Source organism: Rhodococcus sp. SJ-3 (assembly GCF_051918125.1).
GTDB lineage: Bacteria > Actinomycetota > Actinomycetes > Mycobacteriales > Mycobacteriaceae > Rhodococcus.
In genome coordinates, this window is record NZ_CM123306.1 from 2,174,953 (window position 1) to 2,193,052 (window position 18,100).

At 65.4% G+C, this 18,100-nt stretch carries 14 protein-coding genes; 8 read left to right on the forward strand and 6 right to left on the reverse strand.

The genetic code is table 11. The annotated features are described in order from the left end of the window. Positions 1–13: 13 nt before the first annotated feature. Complete coding sequence (locus tag ACTDXD_RS09980) at positions 14–3,625, reverse strand: ABC transporter ATP-binding protein (protein WP_440126885.1); 3,612 nt, start codon at positions 3,623–3,625, stop codon at positions 14–16. Positions 3,626–3,723: 98 nt separating this feature from the next. Here ACTDXD_RS09980 and ACTDXD_RS09985 point away from each other — a divergent pair, with 98 nt between their 5' ends. The 4 genes from ACTDXD_RS09985 to ACTDXD_RS10000 are packed head-to-tail and all read left to right on the forward strand — an operon-like array spanning position 3,724 to position 7,159. After that, the gene (locus tag ACTDXD_RS09985) at positions 3,724–4,995 is read left to right on the forward strand and encodes an MFS transporter (protein WP_440126886.1); all 1,272 of its coding nucleotides are present in this window, start codon (positions 3,724–3,726) and stop codon (positions 4,993–4,995) included. Positions 4,996–5,021: 26 nt separating this feature from the next. Continuing rightward, positions 5,022–5,390 carry a hypothetical protein gene (locus ACTDXD_RS09990; RefSeq protein WP_440126887.1) on the forward strand — a complete coding sequence of 123 codons (369 nt, stop codon included), beginning with the start codon at positions 5,022–5,024 and terminating at the stop codon, positions 5,388–5,390. A 9-nt stretch (positions 5,391–5,399) separates the two neighbouring features. Further along, complete coding sequence (locus tag ACTDXD_RS09995; protein WP_440126888.1) at positions 5,400–6,269, forward strand: LysR family transcriptional regulator; 870 nt, start codon at positions 5,400–5,402, stop codon at positions 6,267–6,269. Positions 6,270–6,274: 5 nt separating this feature from the next. Next, positions 6,275–7,159, forward strand: coding sequence for a LysR family transcriptional regulator (locus ACTDXD_RS10000; RefSeq protein WP_169689402.1), 885 nt, complete (start codon positions 6,275–6,277; stop codon positions 7,157–7,159). Between the two features lie 5 nt (positions 7,160–7,164). Here the strand turns inward: ACTDXD_RS10000 and ACTDXD_RS10005 are convergent, their stop codons facing one another. Further along, complete coding sequence (locus tag ACTDXD_RS10005) at positions 7,165–8,430, reverse strand: amidohydrolase (RefSeq protein ID WP_440126889.1); 1,266 nt, start codon at positions 8,428–8,430, stop codon at positions 7,165–7,167. Positions 8,431–8,547: 117 nt separating this feature from the next. Between ACTDXD_RS10005 and ACTDXD_RS10010 the strand changes: the two genes are divergently transcribed. Continuing rightward, positions 8,548–9,654 (forward strand): class I SAM-dependent methyltransferase, encoded by a 1,107-nt coding sequence (locus ACTDXD_RS10010; protein WP_440126890.1) that lies wholly within the window; start codon positions 8,548–8,550, stop codon positions 9,652–9,654. 30 nt (positions 9,655–9,684) lie between these two features. After that, positions 9,685–10,320 (forward strand): trimeric intracellular cation channel family protein, encoded by a 636-nt coding sequence (locus tag ACTDXD_RS10015; RefSeq protein WP_440126891.1) that lies wholly within the window; start codon positions 9,685–9,687, stop codon positions 10,318–10,320. A gap of 29 nt (positions 10,321–10,349) precedes the next feature. On the opposite strand, the gene ACTDXD_RS10020 is transcribed toward ACTDXD_RS10015, so the two are convergent. Then, the gene (locus ACTDXD_RS10020; RefSeq protein ID WP_440126892.1) at positions 10,350–11,021 is read right to left on the reverse strand and encodes a FadR/GntR family transcriptional regulator; all 672 of its coding nucleotides are present in this window, start codon (positions 11,019–11,021) and stop codon (positions 10,350–10,352) included. Positions 11,022–11,288: 267 nt separating this feature from the next. Between ACTDXD_RS10020 and ACTDXD_RS10025 the strand changes: the two genes are divergently transcribed. Beyond that, a complete protein-coding gene (locus ACTDXD_RS10025; RefSeq protein ID WP_440127600.1) occupies positions 11,289–12,968 on the forward strand; it encodes a 2-isopropylmalate synthase in 1,680 nt (559 codons plus the stop codon). Here ACTDXD_RS10025 and ACTDXD_RS10030 read toward each other — a convergent pair. The 3 genes from ACTDXD_RS10030 to fabG form a co-directional block, all read right to left on the reverse strand. Continuing rightward, a complete protein-coding gene (locus tag ACTDXD_RS10030) occupies positions 12,952–14,577 on the reverse strand; it encodes an acyl-CoA synthetase (protein WP_440126893.1) in 1,626 nt (541 codons plus the stop codon). The genes ACTDXD_RS10025 and ACTDXD_RS10030 overlap by 17 nt on opposite strands. A 186-nt stretch (positions 14,578–14,763) precedes the next feature. Then, positions 14,764–15,975, reverse strand: a complete 1,212-nt coding sequence (locus ACTDXD_RS10035; protein ID WP_440126894.1) for an acetyl-CoA C-acetyltransferase — start codon at positions 15,973–15,975, stop codon at positions 14,764–14,766. 32 nt (positions 15,976–16,007) lie between these two features. Further along, the gene (fabG, locus tag ACTDXD_RS10040; RefSeq protein ID WP_440126895.1) at positions 16,008–16,748 is read right to left on the reverse strand and encodes a 3-oxoacyl-ACP reductase FabG; all 741 of its coding nucleotides are present in this window, start codon (positions 16,746–16,748) and stop codon (positions 16,008–16,010) included. 167 nt (positions 16,749–16,915) lie between these two features. Here fabG and ACTDXD_RS10045 point away from each other — a divergent pair, with 167 nt between their 5' ends. Next, the gene (locus tag ACTDXD_RS10045; RefSeq protein ID WP_169689394.1) at positions 16,916–18,094 is read left to right on the forward strand and encodes an acyl-CoA dehydrogenase family protein; all 1,179 of its coding nucleotides are present in this window, start codon (positions 16,916–16,918) and stop codon (positions 18,092–18,094) included. Positions 18,095–18,100 lie beyond the last annotated feature (6 nt).

Genomic DNA, 18,100 nt, shown 5'->3' on the forward strand with positions numbered 1-18,100 from the left:
ACACTGTCGTTCATCAGCCCGTGACCGCGTGGGCAACCTCGTGGGCATCCCACAGACGCCGGTACACCACACTCGACTCGAGTAGCTCATCGTGTGTTCCCACACCGTCGACGCCACCGCTGTCGAGTACGACGATGCGGTCGGCACCGCGGATCGTGTCGAGCCGATGCGCGACGACGAGCACCGTGCGTCCCGCCACGAGGTGCGACAACGCCACCTGGATTCGTCGTTCGGTGGCCGGGTCGATCGAGGCGACAGCTTCGTCGAGCAACAGGACATCGGGGTCGCGCAGGAGGGCACGAGCAATCGAGAGCCGCTGCCGCTGACCGCCGGACAGGTCGTCGCCGGCTTCCGCCAGCACCGCGTCCAACCCGTCGGGTAAGGCCCGGACGAAGTCGGCGGCCTGCGCGGATTCGAGAGCCGACCACACTTGCTCGTCGGTCGCGTCCGGCGAACCGATCGTGAGGTTGGACCGGATGGTGTCGGGGAACAGATAGACCTCTTGGTACACCGTTGTCACGGTGCGGCGCAGTTCGTCCTCGGTCACCTCGCGCAGATCGGCTCCACCGATACGGATCGAACCCGAATCGACGTCCCAGAACCGTGCGACGAGGTCAGCCACCGTGGATTTTCCTGCGCCGGAAGGCCCGACGAGTGCGGTCACCTTCCCCGATTCTGCCAGGAACGACACGCCGCTCAGCGCTTCGTCGTCGGTGTAGGAGAAGCGCACCTCGCGGAATTCGACGTCGGTGCCGGAAATAGGTGCCGGGTCGGTAGGTTCGGGCAGTTCCTCGATGTCCCACACGCCACCGAGTTGCTCGGCAATCCGATCCTGCTGGTGCCGATAGGTACTCAGCTCCAGCAGTTCCTGCAGCGGCCGATACAGGTTGAGTGCGATCACCAGGAAGAGCAACAGTGTCGTCGCGGCGACCCCACCGTCGAGGAACAACGTGCTGCCGAGCCACAGGAGCGCCACGAAGCCGAGTTCGAGCACCACGGTCGCCACCGCGGTCAGCGGGCTCGTGCGTACGGCCATCCCCACACTCGAACGGCGCAGACGCTCGACCGCATTGCGATAGCGGATGGCCTGCGGTGCGTCGGGGAACGCCCGCAGGACCGCAGCACCGCGCACGAATTCGAGCAGAGCGGTGTTCGCCTCCCTGCGGGCATCCGTGACATCGGTGGTGATCGCGGTCTGCGCCCGGTCTGCGACCACGAGCAATCCGAGGAACACCGGAACACCGATCAACGCGGCCAGAGCGAGCCTCCAGTCGAGGACTGCGAGCACGATCGTGGCGAGGACCGGTTGCACGACGGCGACCACGAGTTTGCCCGGCAGGTTGACGAAATCGACGAGAGCGAGATCGGAGACGACCAGAGTCGAGGTCCGGCCCGCATCCATCCGGTCGAAGGCCCCGAGCGGCACGCGACGCAGCCGGTGCAGGACCGATCGCCGCAGGTCTGCGATTGCACGTTGTGTCACCGGCCACCACACCCGGGCGACATCCACACCGATGACGACACGCGCTATGAACAGAACGAACAGGGCGCCGCTGAGGGTGAGGACATCGGAGGTCTCGACCGGTCCGTCGAGCGCCGTGAACAACGCGATGAACACCACGAGCATCGGGGCGCTCGTGAGCGCGCCTTCGAGGAGCATGCGCCAGAGACCGCGCCGGAAGAAAGTCGAGCGGTGATGGCCGAGCATTGCGAACCATTGCGCCACCGGGCCTTTCGCGGCAAGATCCGCGACCGCAGGGGCGCGATCCGTATCGCTGGCGTCCGGCTCCTCTGTATCAGTAGGTGGCACGGTAGATCTGGACGTCTGCACAGTCGCGTCGTCGGCCGACTCCAGGCGCCATCCGTCGACGGCGCGATAGTCCTCCCACAGCGACAGATATCCAGCGCTCGATGCAAGCAGTTCGGTGTGCGTGCCGGCAGCCGCGATGCGTCCCGCATCGAGAAGGAGGATGCGGTCGTATCCGGTGATCGACCCGAGGCGGTGCGCGACGGTGACGACCGTACGACCCTCGGCGAGGTCCGCCAGAGCGCGGACGACGGCCTGCTCGTTCTCCGCATCGAGGAACGCTGTGGCTTCGTCGAGAAGGACCACCGGGGCGTCCTTCAGAAATGCGCGGGCAATCGAAATGCGTTGACGCTGACCACCGGAAAGCCGGCCACCGCCGGCTCCGAGTCGCGTGTCCCAGCCGTCTTCGAGGTCGGGAAGAAACTCGGTGACGCGCGCGCGTCGGGCAGCCTCGCGCACGTCATCGTCGGTGGCACCCGGCCTGGCCAATCGGATGTTCTCGGTCACGGTGTCGTCGAAGACGTAGTCGTCCTGCTGGACGAATGCCACGATCCCGGCCAGTTCGATGGGGTCGATATCGCGCAGGTCGACACCACCGATCCGGACCGCGCCACCGGTCACGTCGGCGAAACGCGCGAGTAGCCGCAGGAGCGTCGTCTTATCGGCACCGCTGCCGCCCACCAGTGCGACCGATGTCCCGGGTTCGATCGTGAGATCGATACCGTCGAGGACCGCGTTGTCGCCGTATGCGAAACGGACGTCGACGAGTTCGATTCGGCTGCCGTCCGGGGAGCGCGGATCCTCGGCTCGTGGCAGGTCTTCCTCCGCGAGAATCGCTCCGATGTTCTTCAGTCCCGCTTCCACCTGGTACTGCAGGACCGCCACGCTGAGCGTCAAGCTCATCAGAGGCTGCGCGAATCCCACGCCGACCAGCAGGAAGAAGACGAGTTCGGCGACATCGAGCGATCCGGTGTGGACGAGATAGAGCCCGAGGGGGAGCAGGAACAGGACGCTGACCGACGCGAACGCGGTCGCGGAGACGGCCCCGACGCGGCCCCTGGAAGTCTTGAGATTCTCGATCGCTTCACTGTCGGCGATCGCACGCTCGACTTCGACGACCGAACTCGTGGGCCGGACGAACCCTCGGATCACGCGGATGCCACGGACAAATGAGACAACCGACACATTCAGGGCGGTTCCGATCTCGGATTCCCGGGGAGCAAGATCGGCGCTGCGTCCCACCGCCCAGGCAATACACGCGACGACACACACGACGATCGCGACCGCCGCGAGCCCCATTCGCCAGTCGATCCAGAACATCACACCCAGGGTCGCGAGCGGGACGGCAATGGACGAGGCGATGTCCGGGATGGCATGCGACAAGCCGAGCTCGAGTTGCTCGACGTCGTCCTGCACGACTTTCTTGAGTTCACCGGCACTGCGGGACCTGGCTCTCGCCAATGGCATTCGATCGATACGATCGGCGAGCTCGAGACGCAGATCAGCCAGTGCACGGTACGCGGTTACGTGCGACAACCAGTTCGCGATCGCCCGCAGAACAACTTTCGCGGCAACACCTACTGCCGCGAGGACCACCAGACTCGTGATGCGGTCGGTGCGAGGTGCGTCGGAAACGAAGAGATCCACGGCAACCAGGTAGACCACCACGAAGGGAATCAGTCCCGCAAGCGCTCCGAGGATTGCCGCAACTGCACTGAGAATCAGCGAAGCCCTTCGGCGCATGAGTATTTCGGACACCGTGGGCCCGCATTGTCCGGTCTCGGGCGGCGGCTCGTCCGTCGTCGTGCGACTGTTCATGATCAGCAAGATAGCTTAGGCTCACCTCAAATGGGGATCCGATTTCCCACGCAATTACCGCCGACGTTTCGCAATTGCTTTCTGATACCCGGAGAACGATGTCCACCTCACCGCTTCCCGTCACCGACCCCACCTCCGGCCCGTCACCGACCATGTCCAGGTCGAGGCGCCTGACACTCGTGGCACTGCTGTACTGCACGCAGAACCTCTCACTGGGCATGTTCACTTACGCATTCCTCACCATCGCGCAGGCAAACGGTGTCTCCCTTGCGACCATCGGAGCTGCAACCGGGCTCGCGACTCTCCTCGTTCTCAAATTCCTCTGGGCTCCGCTCGTCGACCGATATGGCTCCTCACGGCTGGGCCACTACCGAGGCTGGCTGCTCACGACACAATCACTCCTCGCCGTCGGAGCCGCATCGCTCGCTCTCCTCGATCCCGCGGAGGATTTCTCCCTCGCGCTGGTCATCTACGCGGCGTTGTTCATCGTGGCCGGTACCCAGGACGTTGCCGCCGACGCCGCCACGACACGACTGCTCACGCCGTCCGATCGCGGGATCGGCAACGGCTTCCAATCCGCGGGCAGCTGTGTCGCCCAGATCGTCGGTGGCGGGCTCGTTCTCCTCGTGTACGGCGCTGCGGGCTGGGCCGCGGCAGCCCTCGTACTCGCTGCATGGAGCGCCCTTCCGTTGCCGTTCGTCCTGGCTTGGAACGAGAAGACCACCACCGCCACACAGCCACGGCCCCGCGTCACTCGCAAGACGATCACGCAGTTCTTCACGCGCCCCGGGGTCGCCCGGTGGGCCCTGCTCCTGTTACCCGTGTACACGGCCGGCGGGACGATCTCCTACAACCTGGTCCGCCCGATGCTCGTCGACGCCGGGTGGTCAGAATCCGAGATCGGCACTGTCGTGGTGATCGTCGGCAGCGCCTTCGGCATCGTGTCCGGTGTTGCTGCGGGAATGTTCATCCGACGACTCGGACGCCGACTGTCGCTGGTTGCGCTGGGCCTGACCCAGGTGGCGGCATGCCTGGGCACCGTCGCGCTCGCGCTCGGATCCGAAGGCGGCGCCGCTGTCATCCTCGTCGTGGCATTGTCGAATATCGGCTTCGCCGCCTCCGGCGCGATCGTCTATACGATCTCGATGGACCTGGTGCGGCACGAATCCGCCGGCACCGACTTCACACTCTTCACGACCGTCTCGGGCATCGCGATGGCCGTCGCCGGTGGGCTCGGCATCGCCGCCGCAGGCTCGGCCGGATTCGTTCCCGTCACGGTCTTCGCCGCGCTGCTCGCAGCCGCCGGTGTCGTGGTGGTCGGCAGGGGAATCGCACCCGTGCTCGCCGCCGTGCCCTCCGAGGTCCCCTGACCGCTCACCTTTCAAGGATCAGTCACATGTTGCACAACGCCGGAAACATCTACCGCCGGCCCGCCACAGGTGTCGCCCCGGATGTGGACGTGTTCGTCGTCCAATACCCGGGCAGAGAGGACCGTCTCGACGATCCACCGTCGGATTCGGTACTTGTACCGGAGGCCGAGAACGTGTACACGATCTACGACGGACTCGGTGATGTATTCCCCGCGAACCATTTCCGCGAGAAAGCAATGGGAGATACATGGCAAACCGTCACCCGCCGCGTCGCAACAATCCTCGACGGTGCGCGGCGTCATCACCCGCCGAACCGCACCATCCAGAGCTGCCAGGTCGCACTCGGGGCTCCCGCCGGGGCCCCAAACGACGCCATCGAATTCTCCACCACCTAGGATGAACGGGTGGACCTGCATCTCGTGACTTATTTCGTGGCCGTCATCGACCACGGCGGAATCACGAAAGCAGCTCAGGCTCTGTATATTTCACAGCCATCACTGTCGCAGGCCATCCGCACCTTCGAACGAAGGCTCGGCACCACCCTGTTCGACCGGACAGGTAGGCGCCTCACCCTCACCGAGGACGGCCGCACCCTCGAGATCGCGGCACGCCGCATACTCGTCGACGTCGAACGCGCGAAGAGCAAGGTCGCTGCGGTCCGCGAGCTCGAGGCAGGCCGAATCCAGATCGTGACCTACTCCGCGTTCTCGATCCATCCCGTCGTCGAACTCGTCCGACGGTTCCGAAGCCGCCACCCCGGCATCATGGTGTCGATCTCCGACTCCGACGGACCGGCCGGTGTGCACTCCGCCCTCCGGCGCGGCGAGGCCGAGATCGGAGTGACCGATCTGTCGGCCGAGCACGCAGGCATGATCACCGTTCCACTCCTCGAGCAGGAGATGGTCCTCGCTCTGCACCCCGACCTCGCGGCCGGCCTTCCCGATCCCGTCCCGCGCGAGATCGTCCGCGAGGTGCCCCTGGTCATCGATCTGGGATCACCCGCCGATGCCGCGAAGACCGGCGAGCTGCTGGGCTCCGACAATGTCGTTGTCGATTGTGCCCACCCCACCGCCATCTGGGAGTTCGTGATGCGCGGCACCGGAGCGACTGTGGTGCCCCGGCAGGTCGCCGAGAAGCAGATCCCCGGCGCAACCGTCCTGCGCCTCGACCCGCAGCTGCACCGCCCCGTCGGGCTCGTTCTGCGAGCCGGGGAGCCGTCACCGGCAGCGGCAGCATTCATCTCTGCCGCAACCGGCACGAAACCGGGAGCGTAGACACCATGGAATTCCGCCAGATCGAATACTTCCTCGCAGTCGTGGAGAACGACGGCATCAACGGCGCGGCTGCCGCGCTCGGCGTCGCGCAACCGACCGTGTCACAGGCGCTGCGCAGCCTCGAACGCGAGCTGAGTGTGCAGTTGTTCCACCGCATCGGCCGCGGCATGGTGCTCACCGCTGCCGGACACAGCCTCATCGGGCCGAGCCGCCAGATCCTGCGTGACGTGGCCGGGGTCGAAGAGCTGCTGACCTCCTCGTCGGCCGAGGTCACGGGTCGTCTCGACCTGATGGTGTTCCCGGCGCTCGCAACCGGCCCGATCATCGATCTGGTCGCCCAGTTCAGGCGTGCTCACCCGAAGGCCACGGTGCGCTTCGGTGATCTCCGCACCGAGGGCGACTCGGCTTCGTTGATCCGCGACGGGCACTGCGAATTCGTGGTCGCGCATCTGCCGCTCGAAGGCAGGCTCGGACTCGACGTCATCGAGCTGGGCGAACAGGAGTACTGGATGGTGTATCCGCCGGGGACCGAGCTGCCACCCGGTCCGGTCACGCTCTCGGCGATGCCCCCCATTCCGATGGTGTTCGTGCCGCGCGGAGGCGGAACGTTGAGCGACGAGTTCGATCACGAAATGCGCCAGGGAGGCCATCGGCCCCGCATCGCCGCACTCGCCAATCACCGCGAGGCGCGTCTGCCGATGGTGCTGGCGGGTGTCGGCGGGTCGCTGGTGGAGCGTTCGCTCGCCGAGTCCGTCCGTGACATTGCGGTCGTGCGGCCCTGCGAACCCACCTTCACCCGTACATTCGGCCTGGTGTTCGATCCCGCAGCGCTGTCGAAGGCCGGACGCGCGTTCGTCGACCTGGCAAAAACGGCAACGAACCGGACCTGAAGCGATCAGTGTTCCGCGAGCCACGCGAGGGCGGCGACGACGAGCGCTTCCACCCCGGTGTCCAGTGTGGGTTGCACGACCGGTGCGAACGCCGGTGAATGATTGACCGGGATGTCCTGCGCGACCCGGCCGCGTTCCACGGCGTTCCGATAGGCCGACGGGTCGATGCCACCGATACCCCAGTAGGTGTAGGGAACGCCGAGCGCATTCGGGATGTCGCTGAAATCCTCGCTGGCCGTCTGCCGGGGCAGTTCCCGGTACCGGTCACCGAAATGCTCCGCGAACGCGACCGCCACCCTTGCGGTCACTTCACCGTCGTTGCGTGTCAGCGGAAAACGTTCGTAGAGTTCGAATTCCGGTTCTCTCGGCGAATCCGAGGCCTGACATTCGGCAGTCACGATCCTGCGGATCGCGCGTAGCATCGTCTCGCGGGTGCCCTCATCGTAGGTACGCATGTTGAGTTGCAGCACCGCACTGTCGGGGATCACGTTGCCCTTGCTGCCCGCATGGACACTGCCCACGGTGAGCACTGCGGACTCGCCGGGCGCGGTCTCCCTCGATACGACGGTCTGGAGGCGCACGATGATCATCGCGGCGAGCACCACGGGATCGACCGCGGCCTGCGGCATGGAACCGTGTGCTCCCCGCCCGTACACGGTGATGCGCATGCTGTCCGCGGCGGACAGGACCGCTCCGGATCTGGTGCCGACGTCGCCGGCCGATGCCGGAAGGACATGCTGAGCGAGCGCGACGTCGACGCCCGGCAGCAGTTCGGCGAGGCCGTCGCCGACCATGGCACGGGCGCCGTCGCCGGTTTCCTCGGCCTGCTGGAACAGCGTCACCAGGGTGCCCTGCCAATGGTGGGAGCCCTGCCGGAGCAGATCCGCCGCCCCGAGCAGTGCCGTGACGTGCACATCGTGCCCGCACGCGTGCATCACCGGCACATCATTTCCGTCTCCGTCGACCGTCCGGACGGTACTGGCGTAGGGGAGACCGGTCGCTTCTGCCACAGGCAGGGCGTCCATATCGGCGCGGAGCAGAACGGCGGGTCCGTGCCCGTTGCGCAGAATCCCGACGACTCCGGTGCCACCGATTCCCTCGTGCACCTCGTATCCGGTGTCGCGGAGGCGGCCTGCGACCTTGTTCGCAGTGGCGTGTTCCTGATGTGAGAGTTCCGGGTGCGCGTGCAGATCGCGGTAGAAGTCCTCCAGCCCACTGCGCACACTCGGTAGTGCGTCGAGGACCGCTCCAGCACGTGAAGACGAGATCATGCCTGACCACGGTAGCCCTCCCGGACATGATTTGGACGGCGAACGACCGGTGACACAGGCCTGCCCGCGGACGACGATGGAAACAATCACTCGTCCTCCTGCACGGAGATGACCGCTATGTCCACATCGATACCCGAACAGCCCTCGGCTTCCGTTGCCCGAACCGAATCCGTCGACGACTTCGCACAGCGCATCCTCGATGCCACGCTCGGCGCGATCGACGTGTTCTCCATCTATCTCGGAGACCGGCTCGGGTGGTACCGCAGTCTGGCCTCGGACGGACCTGCGACGGCAGACGAACTTGCCGACCGCACCGGCACGCATCCGCGGTATGCGCGGGAATGGCTCGAGCAACAGGCTGCCACGGGCCTGCTCTCGGTCGATGATGCCGAACCTCCGCGGTTCACCCTCTCTGCGGCCGGTGCGGAAGTACTCACGGACGAGCGAAGCCTGTCGTACATGACTCCGCTGCCGCGCATCCTCACCGGCGGTGCCATGCAGATGCCTGCGTTGCTCGAGGCGTATCGCACGGGCAGCGGCGTCGGCTGGGCGCAGTACGGCAGCGATGCCCGGGAGTCCCAGGCCGACGTGAATCGTCCGTGGTTCGAACAGGCCCTGCCCGGCGCATTGCACTCCGTACCCGATCTCGACGAGTTGCTGCGCACCCCTGGTGCCGCGATCGCAGACATCGGGTGCGGTGGCGCATGGTCCACTCTCACGCTCGCGCGCACCTACCCGGATGCCTCGGTTCATGGTTTCGACATCGACGCCGCGACCGTCGAAATGGCCCGGTCGAATGTCTCGTCCGAACCTGAAGTAGCACAGCGCATCACGATTACCGAGACCGACGCAGCCGGGCTGCCGGAGTCGACGTTCCTGGCGGTGTTCGCATTCGAGTGCATCCACGACATGCCGCAGCCCGTCGAGGTGCTCTCGGCGGCACGCCGGTCACTGGCTCCCGGTGGCGTGGTGATCGTCATGGACGAGGCCGTAGCCGACGAATTCACGGCGCCCGGCGACGAGGTCGAGCGGCTCATGTACGGATACAGTCTGATGTTCTGCCTTCCCGACGGTATGAACCATCAGCCCAGCGTGGGGACAGGAACGGTCATGCGACCCGCGACGCTGCGGCGATATGCGCACGAGGCCGGATTCGCCCGGATGGATGTCCTTCCCATCGAGAATTTCGGTTTCTTCCGTTTCTACCGGCTGTCGGACGGGTGAAAGTCTGCAGCGTCCGGTAGACAGACGACCATGCCCACCGACTCGACGCTGTTGCTCGTTCTGGATCTGACCGGCACCTTCGTCTTCGCCCTCAACGGTGCACTGACCGCGGTCCGCGTCGCACGGGTCGACATCGTCGGCGTGGTGACCCTGGGCATGTTCACCGCGCTGGGCGGCGGCACGATCCGGGATGTCCTCCTCGATGCACTGCCCCCGGCCACCTTCCTCGACTGGCGTTATCTCGCGATCGCCGCGGCGGGCGGGTTGATCGCGTTCGGTCTGAGTCGCGTGCTCGACCGCCTCTCGTTTCCCATCACGGTCCTCGACGCGATCGGCTTGAGCGTGTTCGCGGTCCTCGGCGCCGCGAAAGCCCTGGCTCTGGATTTCGGCGTCGTGCAGGCCGTCATCGTCGGCACGATCACCGCGGTCGGCGGCGGCACGATCCGCGATGTCATGGTCATGCGGATTCCGACGGTGCTGACCAGCGAGCTCTACGCCATTCCCGCGCTGGTCGGTGCGGCCGGATTCGCCACCGCCTACAGTCTCGGTTTCGGTGGAACGGTAGCTCTTCTCAGTTCTGCCGCATTGTGTTTCGCAATTCGGATGCTCGGCGTGCAATTCTCCCTGCATGCTCCGAGACCGCCCGGACAACATCTCGATCCGTAGATCGATGTCGACCGTCGTTCATCGCCGCGTCATCGGATGAGCAGCTCCTTGAGCGTATTCAGGTGGGTACGGGTGAGGGTGGCTGCGAGCCCGGCATCACGTGAGTCGATCGCGTCGTAGATGCGTTCGTGCGTGGCCTGGTCGGCGTCATCGCCGTGATCGCCTCGGTCGCGGAGCATGTCGACCATCGCCCGCCGGTTGCGCGGCGCGAAATGAGTGAACAACTCGAGAAGGATCGGACTGTGCGCCGCACGGAGGATGCCGCGGTGGAACGCCATGTCGGTGTCGACGTGTTTCTCGACGTCGACGCGGTGGTGCGCGCGGTCGGTCAGCGCGCGGCGCAGGTCCTCGAGTTCCTCCGGTGTGCGACGTTCAGCGGCCAGTGCGGATGCCTCGACCTCGATCGCGATGCGTGCTTCGATGACGGCAACGATGTCGGCGCGGCGCAGGACGGCATCCCAGTTCTCTGGGATATCGAGGGCGGTGACGAACACCCCTGCCCCTTGGCGCGACGCGAGCACCCCTTGACCGGCGAGTTGCCGGATGGCCTCGCGCACGGTCGAGCGTCCGACTCCGAGCGCAGGGGCGAGTGTGGTCTCCCCGGGAAGCTTGTCTCCGACTTTCCACTCGCCGCCCCTGATTCTTGACAGGAGAAGCTCGGCAGCCTGTTCGGCGAGGGATTCACGACGCACGAGTGACATGTCGGCATTCTCCCACCCTCAGCACTTCTCAGCTTGTCTGAGGAGTTGTGTTACTGTGGCCCGGTGTTCATCCGCGGATTCCTCCTTCTTCGCCGCCACGGCGGGGTATAGCCTGACCGGCTCCCGTCGTGGAGCTCGAACGTGCCGGTCGACACGTCACGACCCACAGAAGGAACCACCACCATGACCACCTTCCCCCGCATCGACACACCCGCCGGGCGAGTGCCTTCCACTGCCCCGTCCTGGAATCGGCAAGCTCACTCACAGATGCCCTCACACCGCTATCGCGATGTATATTCGCGCGTGGAAGTTCCACTCACAGAACGCGACTGGCCGCACGCACGCTTGACCACGGCCCCTCTGTGGGTCCCCGTCGACCTGCGCGACGGCAACCAGGCGTTGGCCGAGCCCATGGATCCGGCACGCAAACGCCGATTGTTCGAACTGATGGTTGCGATGGGATACAAGGAGATCGAGGTCGGCTACCCGTCCGCATCACAAACCGACTACGACTTCATCCGTCTCATCGCCGACACCGACATCGCACCCAGCGATGTCACCATCGTCGTATTCACCCCTGCCCGCCGCGACCTCATCGAGCGCACCGTGGATTCGATCCGCGGTGTCCGCAATGACGTTGTCGTCCACATGTACACGGCGACCGCACCGACATGGCGCGATGTCGTGCTCGGGCACGGCCGCGCTGCACTCACCGAGTTGATCGTCTCCGGCGGACGCGACGTACTGGAGTTCGCCGGCGACCTGGAGAATGTGCGCTTCGAGTTCTCGCCCGAGGTCTTCAACCTCACCGAACCCGACTACGCCCTCGAGGTCTGCGACGTCATGACGACGCTGTGGGATGCCTCGGCGCAGCGTCCCGTCATCGTCAACCTTCCCGCGACCGTGGAGATCGCAACGCCGAACGTCTATGCCGATCAGATCGAATACATGCACAAGAACCTCACTCGCCGTGATGCAGTGATCCTGTCCGTACACCCACACAACGACCGCGGCACCGGGGTCGCGTGTGCCGAACTCGCTGTCCTGGCCGGAGCACAGCGCGTCGAAGGCTGCCTTTTCGGCAACGGGGAGCGCACGGGCAATGTCGATATCGCCACTCTTGCCCTCAATCTGCATGCGCAGGGTATCGATCCGATGATCGACTTCTCCGACATCGACGCCATCCGGCGCACCGTCGAGCACGCGAACCGCATCGAGATCCATCCCCGGCATCCGTATGTCGGCGACCTCGTGCATACGGCGTTCAGTGGAACCCACCAGGATGCGATCAAGAAGGGTTTCGCCGAACACCGCGCCCGCGCGGCAGCCGAGGGCCGCCGCACCGACGAAGTCGAGTGGCGCGTACCGTATTTGCCGATCGACCCCGCTGATCTCGGACGCAGCTACGATGCCGTCATCCGGGTGAACTCGCAGTCCGGCAAAGGTGGCATCGCCTACCTGCTGGAAACCGAGTACGGAATCGGACTGCCCCGCCGTTTGCAGATCGACTTCGCACACCACGTACAGATGCACACGGACGCCACCGGCAGCGAGGTCACTGCATCACAACTGTGGGGCATCTTCGAGGCCGAATACCTTGCCGCGCCGGCCGGTGACTCCGCCGTCGAACTGGCATGCTTCGGCACTACCGATGAGAGTACGACGGTCACACTGCGTGTCGGCGACTCCGAGCTCACCAGCGTGCATCACAACGTGGGTCCGGTGGAGGCGCTCACCGATGCACTCGCGCGAACCGGGATCTCCCTCGAAGTTCTCGGCCTCCATCAGACCAGCATCGGTTCCGGCAACGACAGTGACGCGCTCACTCTGATCGAGTACCGCAGTGGCACGGTCACACGGTGGGCTGCAGGGAGGAACCGTTCCGTGCTGACCGCGACCCTCGAGTCGCTCATCGTTGCTGCCAACCAGATCAGGCGTCGGCGGTAACCGACTTCGTCGCTGTCGATTTCGCCCAACGATAGTCGGCCTTGCCCGCGGGGGAACGCAGGATCTCGGGTACGACGACAACGTGCCGGGGGACCTTGTAGCCAGCGATGACGCTGCGGCAGTGATCGGCGAGTTCCTCCCGAGTCGGCTCCTGCGCGCCGTCGCGCAGTTGCACCACTGCCGAGACCTTCTCACCCAGAAGGGGATCCGGCACTCCGGTCACGAGGGCGTCGTGCACCGCGGGATGACCCTTGACCGCTTCTTCCACCTCTTCGGCATAGATCTTCTCACCGCCGCTGTTGATGCAGGCCGAGCCGCGTCCCAGTACGACGATCGTGCCGTCCGCCTCGACCGTTGCGAGATCGCCGAGGATCGAAAGGCGGGTGCCGTCCACCACTGGGAAAGTGGCTGCGGTCTTCTCAGGGTCGTTGAAGTAGCCGACAGGCACGTGCCCGACACGTGCCAGATAGCCGATGGTGCCGGAGCCGGGTTCCACGAGCGAGTAGTCGGTGTCGACGACGCGCATCTTGGGGGAGGCAGCCAGTCGCGGTTTGCCGTCTTCTCCGGGGCTGAGGGGCCCGTTCGCTCCCGACTCCGATGAGCCGAAGGAGTTGAGCAGCATGATGTCGGGGAGTAGCTCCTTCAGCCGATCGCGCACACTGACCGACCACAGGGCGCCACCCGAGCCGATGACGATCAACGAGCTCAGATCGAAGTCGTCGCGTCGCTCTGCGAGCACGTCGGCGATGGGCCTGCTGATCGCATCTCCGACCACCATGAGCACGGCGGCCTTGTGTTCGTCGATCAGACGTAGCGCGTCCGCCGGTTCGAAGTTGCGCATGAGGACCTGGGGAAAGCCCATGAACAGTCCCATGAGCACCGCGTACATGGCCGCCCCGTGCATCAGCGGAGCGGTCACGACGTACGTCAACGGGTGCTCGCCTGCGGCAGCCGCAGCGGCGAGCGACTCGGGAGTGCTGTGCGGATCGCCGTATGCGTTGCCTCCTCCGAGAGCTGCGAAGTAGAAGTCCTCGTGCCGCCACATCACACCCTTGGGCATGCCCGTGGTGCCGCCGGTGTAGAGGATGTAGAGATCGTCGTCGCTCCGGGGCGGAAAATCGCGTTCGGCGGACGCATTCGCCACGGCCTCCATATAGCGCACCACGGTGACGTCGGAAGCCGAGGCCACAGCATCGAGCTCCGGCGTGGGCCCATCCCCGACCACGACGATATGACGCAGGTGTGCAGCGTTGGGCAGGACCTCGGCGACGACTGCAGTGAGGTCGGCATCCACCACGAGCGCAACGAGTTCCGCATTGTTGTAGAGGTACTCGAGTTCTGCACCCACGTAACGGAAGTTGATGTTGATCGGGACGGCCCTGATCTTCATCGCGCCCAGCATCGTATCGAGGAACTCGAGACTGTTGCGCATGTGCAGGCCGACGTGATCGCCGGGCTCGACACCCGCAGCGGCGAGGTGATGCCCGATTCGATTGGCAGCGGCGTCGTACTGCGCGTAGGTGTGAGATCGGTCGCCGCAGACGAGAGCTGCGCGATCGGGAATCGCGTCGACCACCGCTTCGGTGAGGTCGGCCAGATTCAGAGACATGTTTGCCCTTCCGATCGGTCCTGCGACGACGCGATCACATCCGCTTCCGATGTGTCCCGCATCACTGTGGCCAGAAGTAGAACACATATCAGTTCTGCCTTCAACGGATGCTTCCGACCAGCAGAACGGACGACGGTCGGCCGGCAGATGCCGGCCGACCGTCGTCGGTAGAGAGAGTGGGTCGTGTCAGGACACGCGTTCGAAGATCGCGGCGAGGCCCTGTCCACCACCGATGCACATGGTCTCGAGGGCGTAGCGACCCTCACGGCGGTGCAGTTCACGGGCGAGCGTCGCGAGCATGCGACCACCGGTCGCGCCGACGGGGTGACCGAGCGAGATGCCGGAACCATGGATGTTGGTGCGCTCGAAGTCCGCGGCACCGAACTTCCACTCGCGGGTCACGGCCAACGCCTGTGCCGCGAAGGCTTCGTTGAGTTCGATGACGTCGACGTCGGACAGCGTGATGCCGGCCTTGGCGAGGGCGATCTCGGTGGCGGGCACCGGGCCGATACCCATGATCTTGGGCGCTACACCGGCCACACCCCACGACACGATTCGCACGAGCGGCGTCAGACCCAGCTCGGCTGCCTTCTCCGGCGTGGTGACGATAGCCATCGATGCGGCATCGTTCTGACCGCTCGCATTCCCCGCCGTGACGGTCGCCTCGGGATCCTGCTTGCCCATGATCGGGCGCAGCTTCGCCAGCGTGTCGACGGTGGTGTCAGCACGAGGATGCTCATCGGTGTCGATGACCTCGTCACCCTTACGACTGCTCACGGTGACGGGAATGATCTCTTCGGCGAGGATGCCTGCCTGCTGAGCGGCCACCGCGCGACGGTGCGATTCGGCGGCGAGTTCGTCCTGCTCCTGACGGCTGATGCCGTACTCGGCGCGCAGGTTCTCGGCAGTCTCGATCATGCCGCCGGGGACCGGGTAGTGCTTGCCTCCGGCAGTCGAGCGGGCACGGACCAGGCCGTCGTGCATCTGCACACCGGTGCGGGCACCGCCCCAGCGGATGTCGGTCGAGTAGAACGCTGCGTTGCTCATCGACTCGGCGCCACCGGCGACGACGAGTTCGTTGTCGCCGTTTCCGACCTGCAGCGCGGCCTGGATGACGGCCTGCAGACCGGAGCCACACCGGCGGTCGATGTGCATGCCGGGCACGGTGACCGGAAGCCCTGCGTCGAGAGCGACGACACGACCGATGGCCGGGGCCTCACTGTTGCCGTTGCAGTGGCCGAGAATGACGTCGCCGACCTCGTCGGGAGACACACCCGTCCGCTCGAGCAGACCCTTCAGTGCCGTGACACCGAGATCGACTGCGGTGAGGGACTTGAACATTCCGCCGTAGCGGCCGATCGGGGTACGGACGGGCTCGCAGATGACAACTTCGCGCATGATGACCTTTCGAGACGTGGGTGACGGGACCGTCACATGAAGCGGCCGCCGGTGACCTCGAGGACGGTGCCGGTCATGTAGGACGACATGTCGGAAGCGAGGAACAGTGCAACAGAGGCAATTTCATCGACCTCACCCGGACGGCCCATCGGGATCTCGGCCATCTTGCCGTCCCATGCCTTCTGCGGCATGGCCTCGGTCATCGCCGAACGGATCAGGCCGGGCTGGATCGCGTTGACGCGGACACCGTGGTGCGCCATCTCCTTCGCTGCGGCCTTGGTCAGACCCACGATGCCCGCCTTCGCCGCGGAGTAGTTGGTCTGGCCGACCATGCCGACCTTGCCGGACAGCGATGAGATGTTGACGATTGCGCCGCGCTTGGCCTCGCGCATGATCGCGGCAGCCTTGCGGGTGCCGTGCCAGGCGCCCTTGAGATGCACGGAAATGACGAGGTCGAAATCCTCCTCGGTCATCGTGCGCATCGTCGCGTCGCGGGTGATACCTGCGTTGTTGACCACGACATCGAGAGAGCCGAACCCGTCGACGGCCTCTGCGAGGAGGGTGTCCCAATCGGCGGATTCGACGACGTTCGCTTTCACCGCACGCGCCACGTCCCGGCCGCCGAGCTTCTCCGCTGCTGCGGTGGCGGCGTCGAGATCGAGATCGCCGATGACGACGCGGGCACCGGCTGCGACGAAGTTCTGGGCGATCGCGAATCCGATACCCTGGGCGCCACCTGTGATCACGGCGGTACGGTTCTCCAACAGCGACATCTGAAATCCTTTCGAGGGGACCTGAGTTGTCCCCGAAACGGGTCGATGTCTTCGAATATATCCACGCAACGACCCGAATCACCCCCCGGAATCCATCGAGACTGCCTATATGGGAATGGCGCCATTCGTATTGGACACCGCCTGGGACTGCCTCGAAAGTGGTAGGCATGACACTTGCGACTCCGACCCCCGAGGTCGACGAAGACGACTTCCGCGAGATCCTCGCCCAGACCCGCGCGTTCGTGCGCAACGTCGTGGTCCCCCGCGAGCAGGAGATCGCCGACACCAACGCAATTCCAGACGACATTCGACAGGCCGCCAAGGACATGGGCCTGTTCGGGTACGCCATCCCGCAGGCGTGGGGCGGTCTCGGCCTGAACCTCCAGCAGGACGCCGAACTCGCCATGGAACTCGGCTACACCACCCTGTCGCTTCGCTCGATGTTCGGCACCAACAACGGCATCGCCGGTCAGGTTCTCGTCAATTTCGGTACCGACGAGCAGAAGCAGCAGTGGCTCGAGGGCATCGCCTCCGGCGACGTCGTCGCGTCGTTCGCGCTCACCGAGCCCGGCGCCGGCTCCAACCCGTCGGGTCTGCGCACCAAGGCCGTCCGTGACGGCGACGACTGGGTGATCACCGGCGAGAAACGTTTCATCACCAACGCGCCGCTCGCGAACCTGTTCGTCGTGTTCGCCCGCACCCGCCCGGCCGACAGCGACGGCACCGGTATCGCGGTGTTCCTCGTTCCCGCCGACACCGAAGGTGTGCAGGTCTCCGGCAAGGACGCCAAGATGGGACAGGAAGGCGCCTGGACCGCAGACGTGCACTTCAACGAGGTGCGGGTGCCGAATTCGGCTCTCGTCGGCGGCAGCGAGGACGTCGGATACAAGGCCGCGATGGTTTCCCTCGCGCGCGGTCGCGTCCACATCGCTGCGCTGTCGGTCGGACAGGCACAGCGCGCGCTCGACGAGTCCGTCGAGTACGCGGCCACCGCAACTCAGGGCGGCAACCCGATCGGCAATTTCCAGCTTGTGCAGGCGATGATCGCCGATCAGCAAACCGGCGTGATGGCCGGTCGCGCCCTCGTGCGCGACGCAGCACGGGCATGGGTCGAGGAGACCGACCGCCGCATCGCTCCGTCGGTGGCGAAGCTGTACTGCACCGAGATGGTCGGCAAAGTCGCCGATCTCGCCGTGCAGATCCACGGCGGCACCGGCTACATGCGCGAGGTACCGGTCGAGCGCATCTACCGTGACGTGCGTCTGCTGCGCCTGTACGAGGGCACCAGCGAGATCCAGCGTCTGATCATCGGCGGCGGACTCGTCAAGCAGGCCCAGCGCTCCTGACCGGTT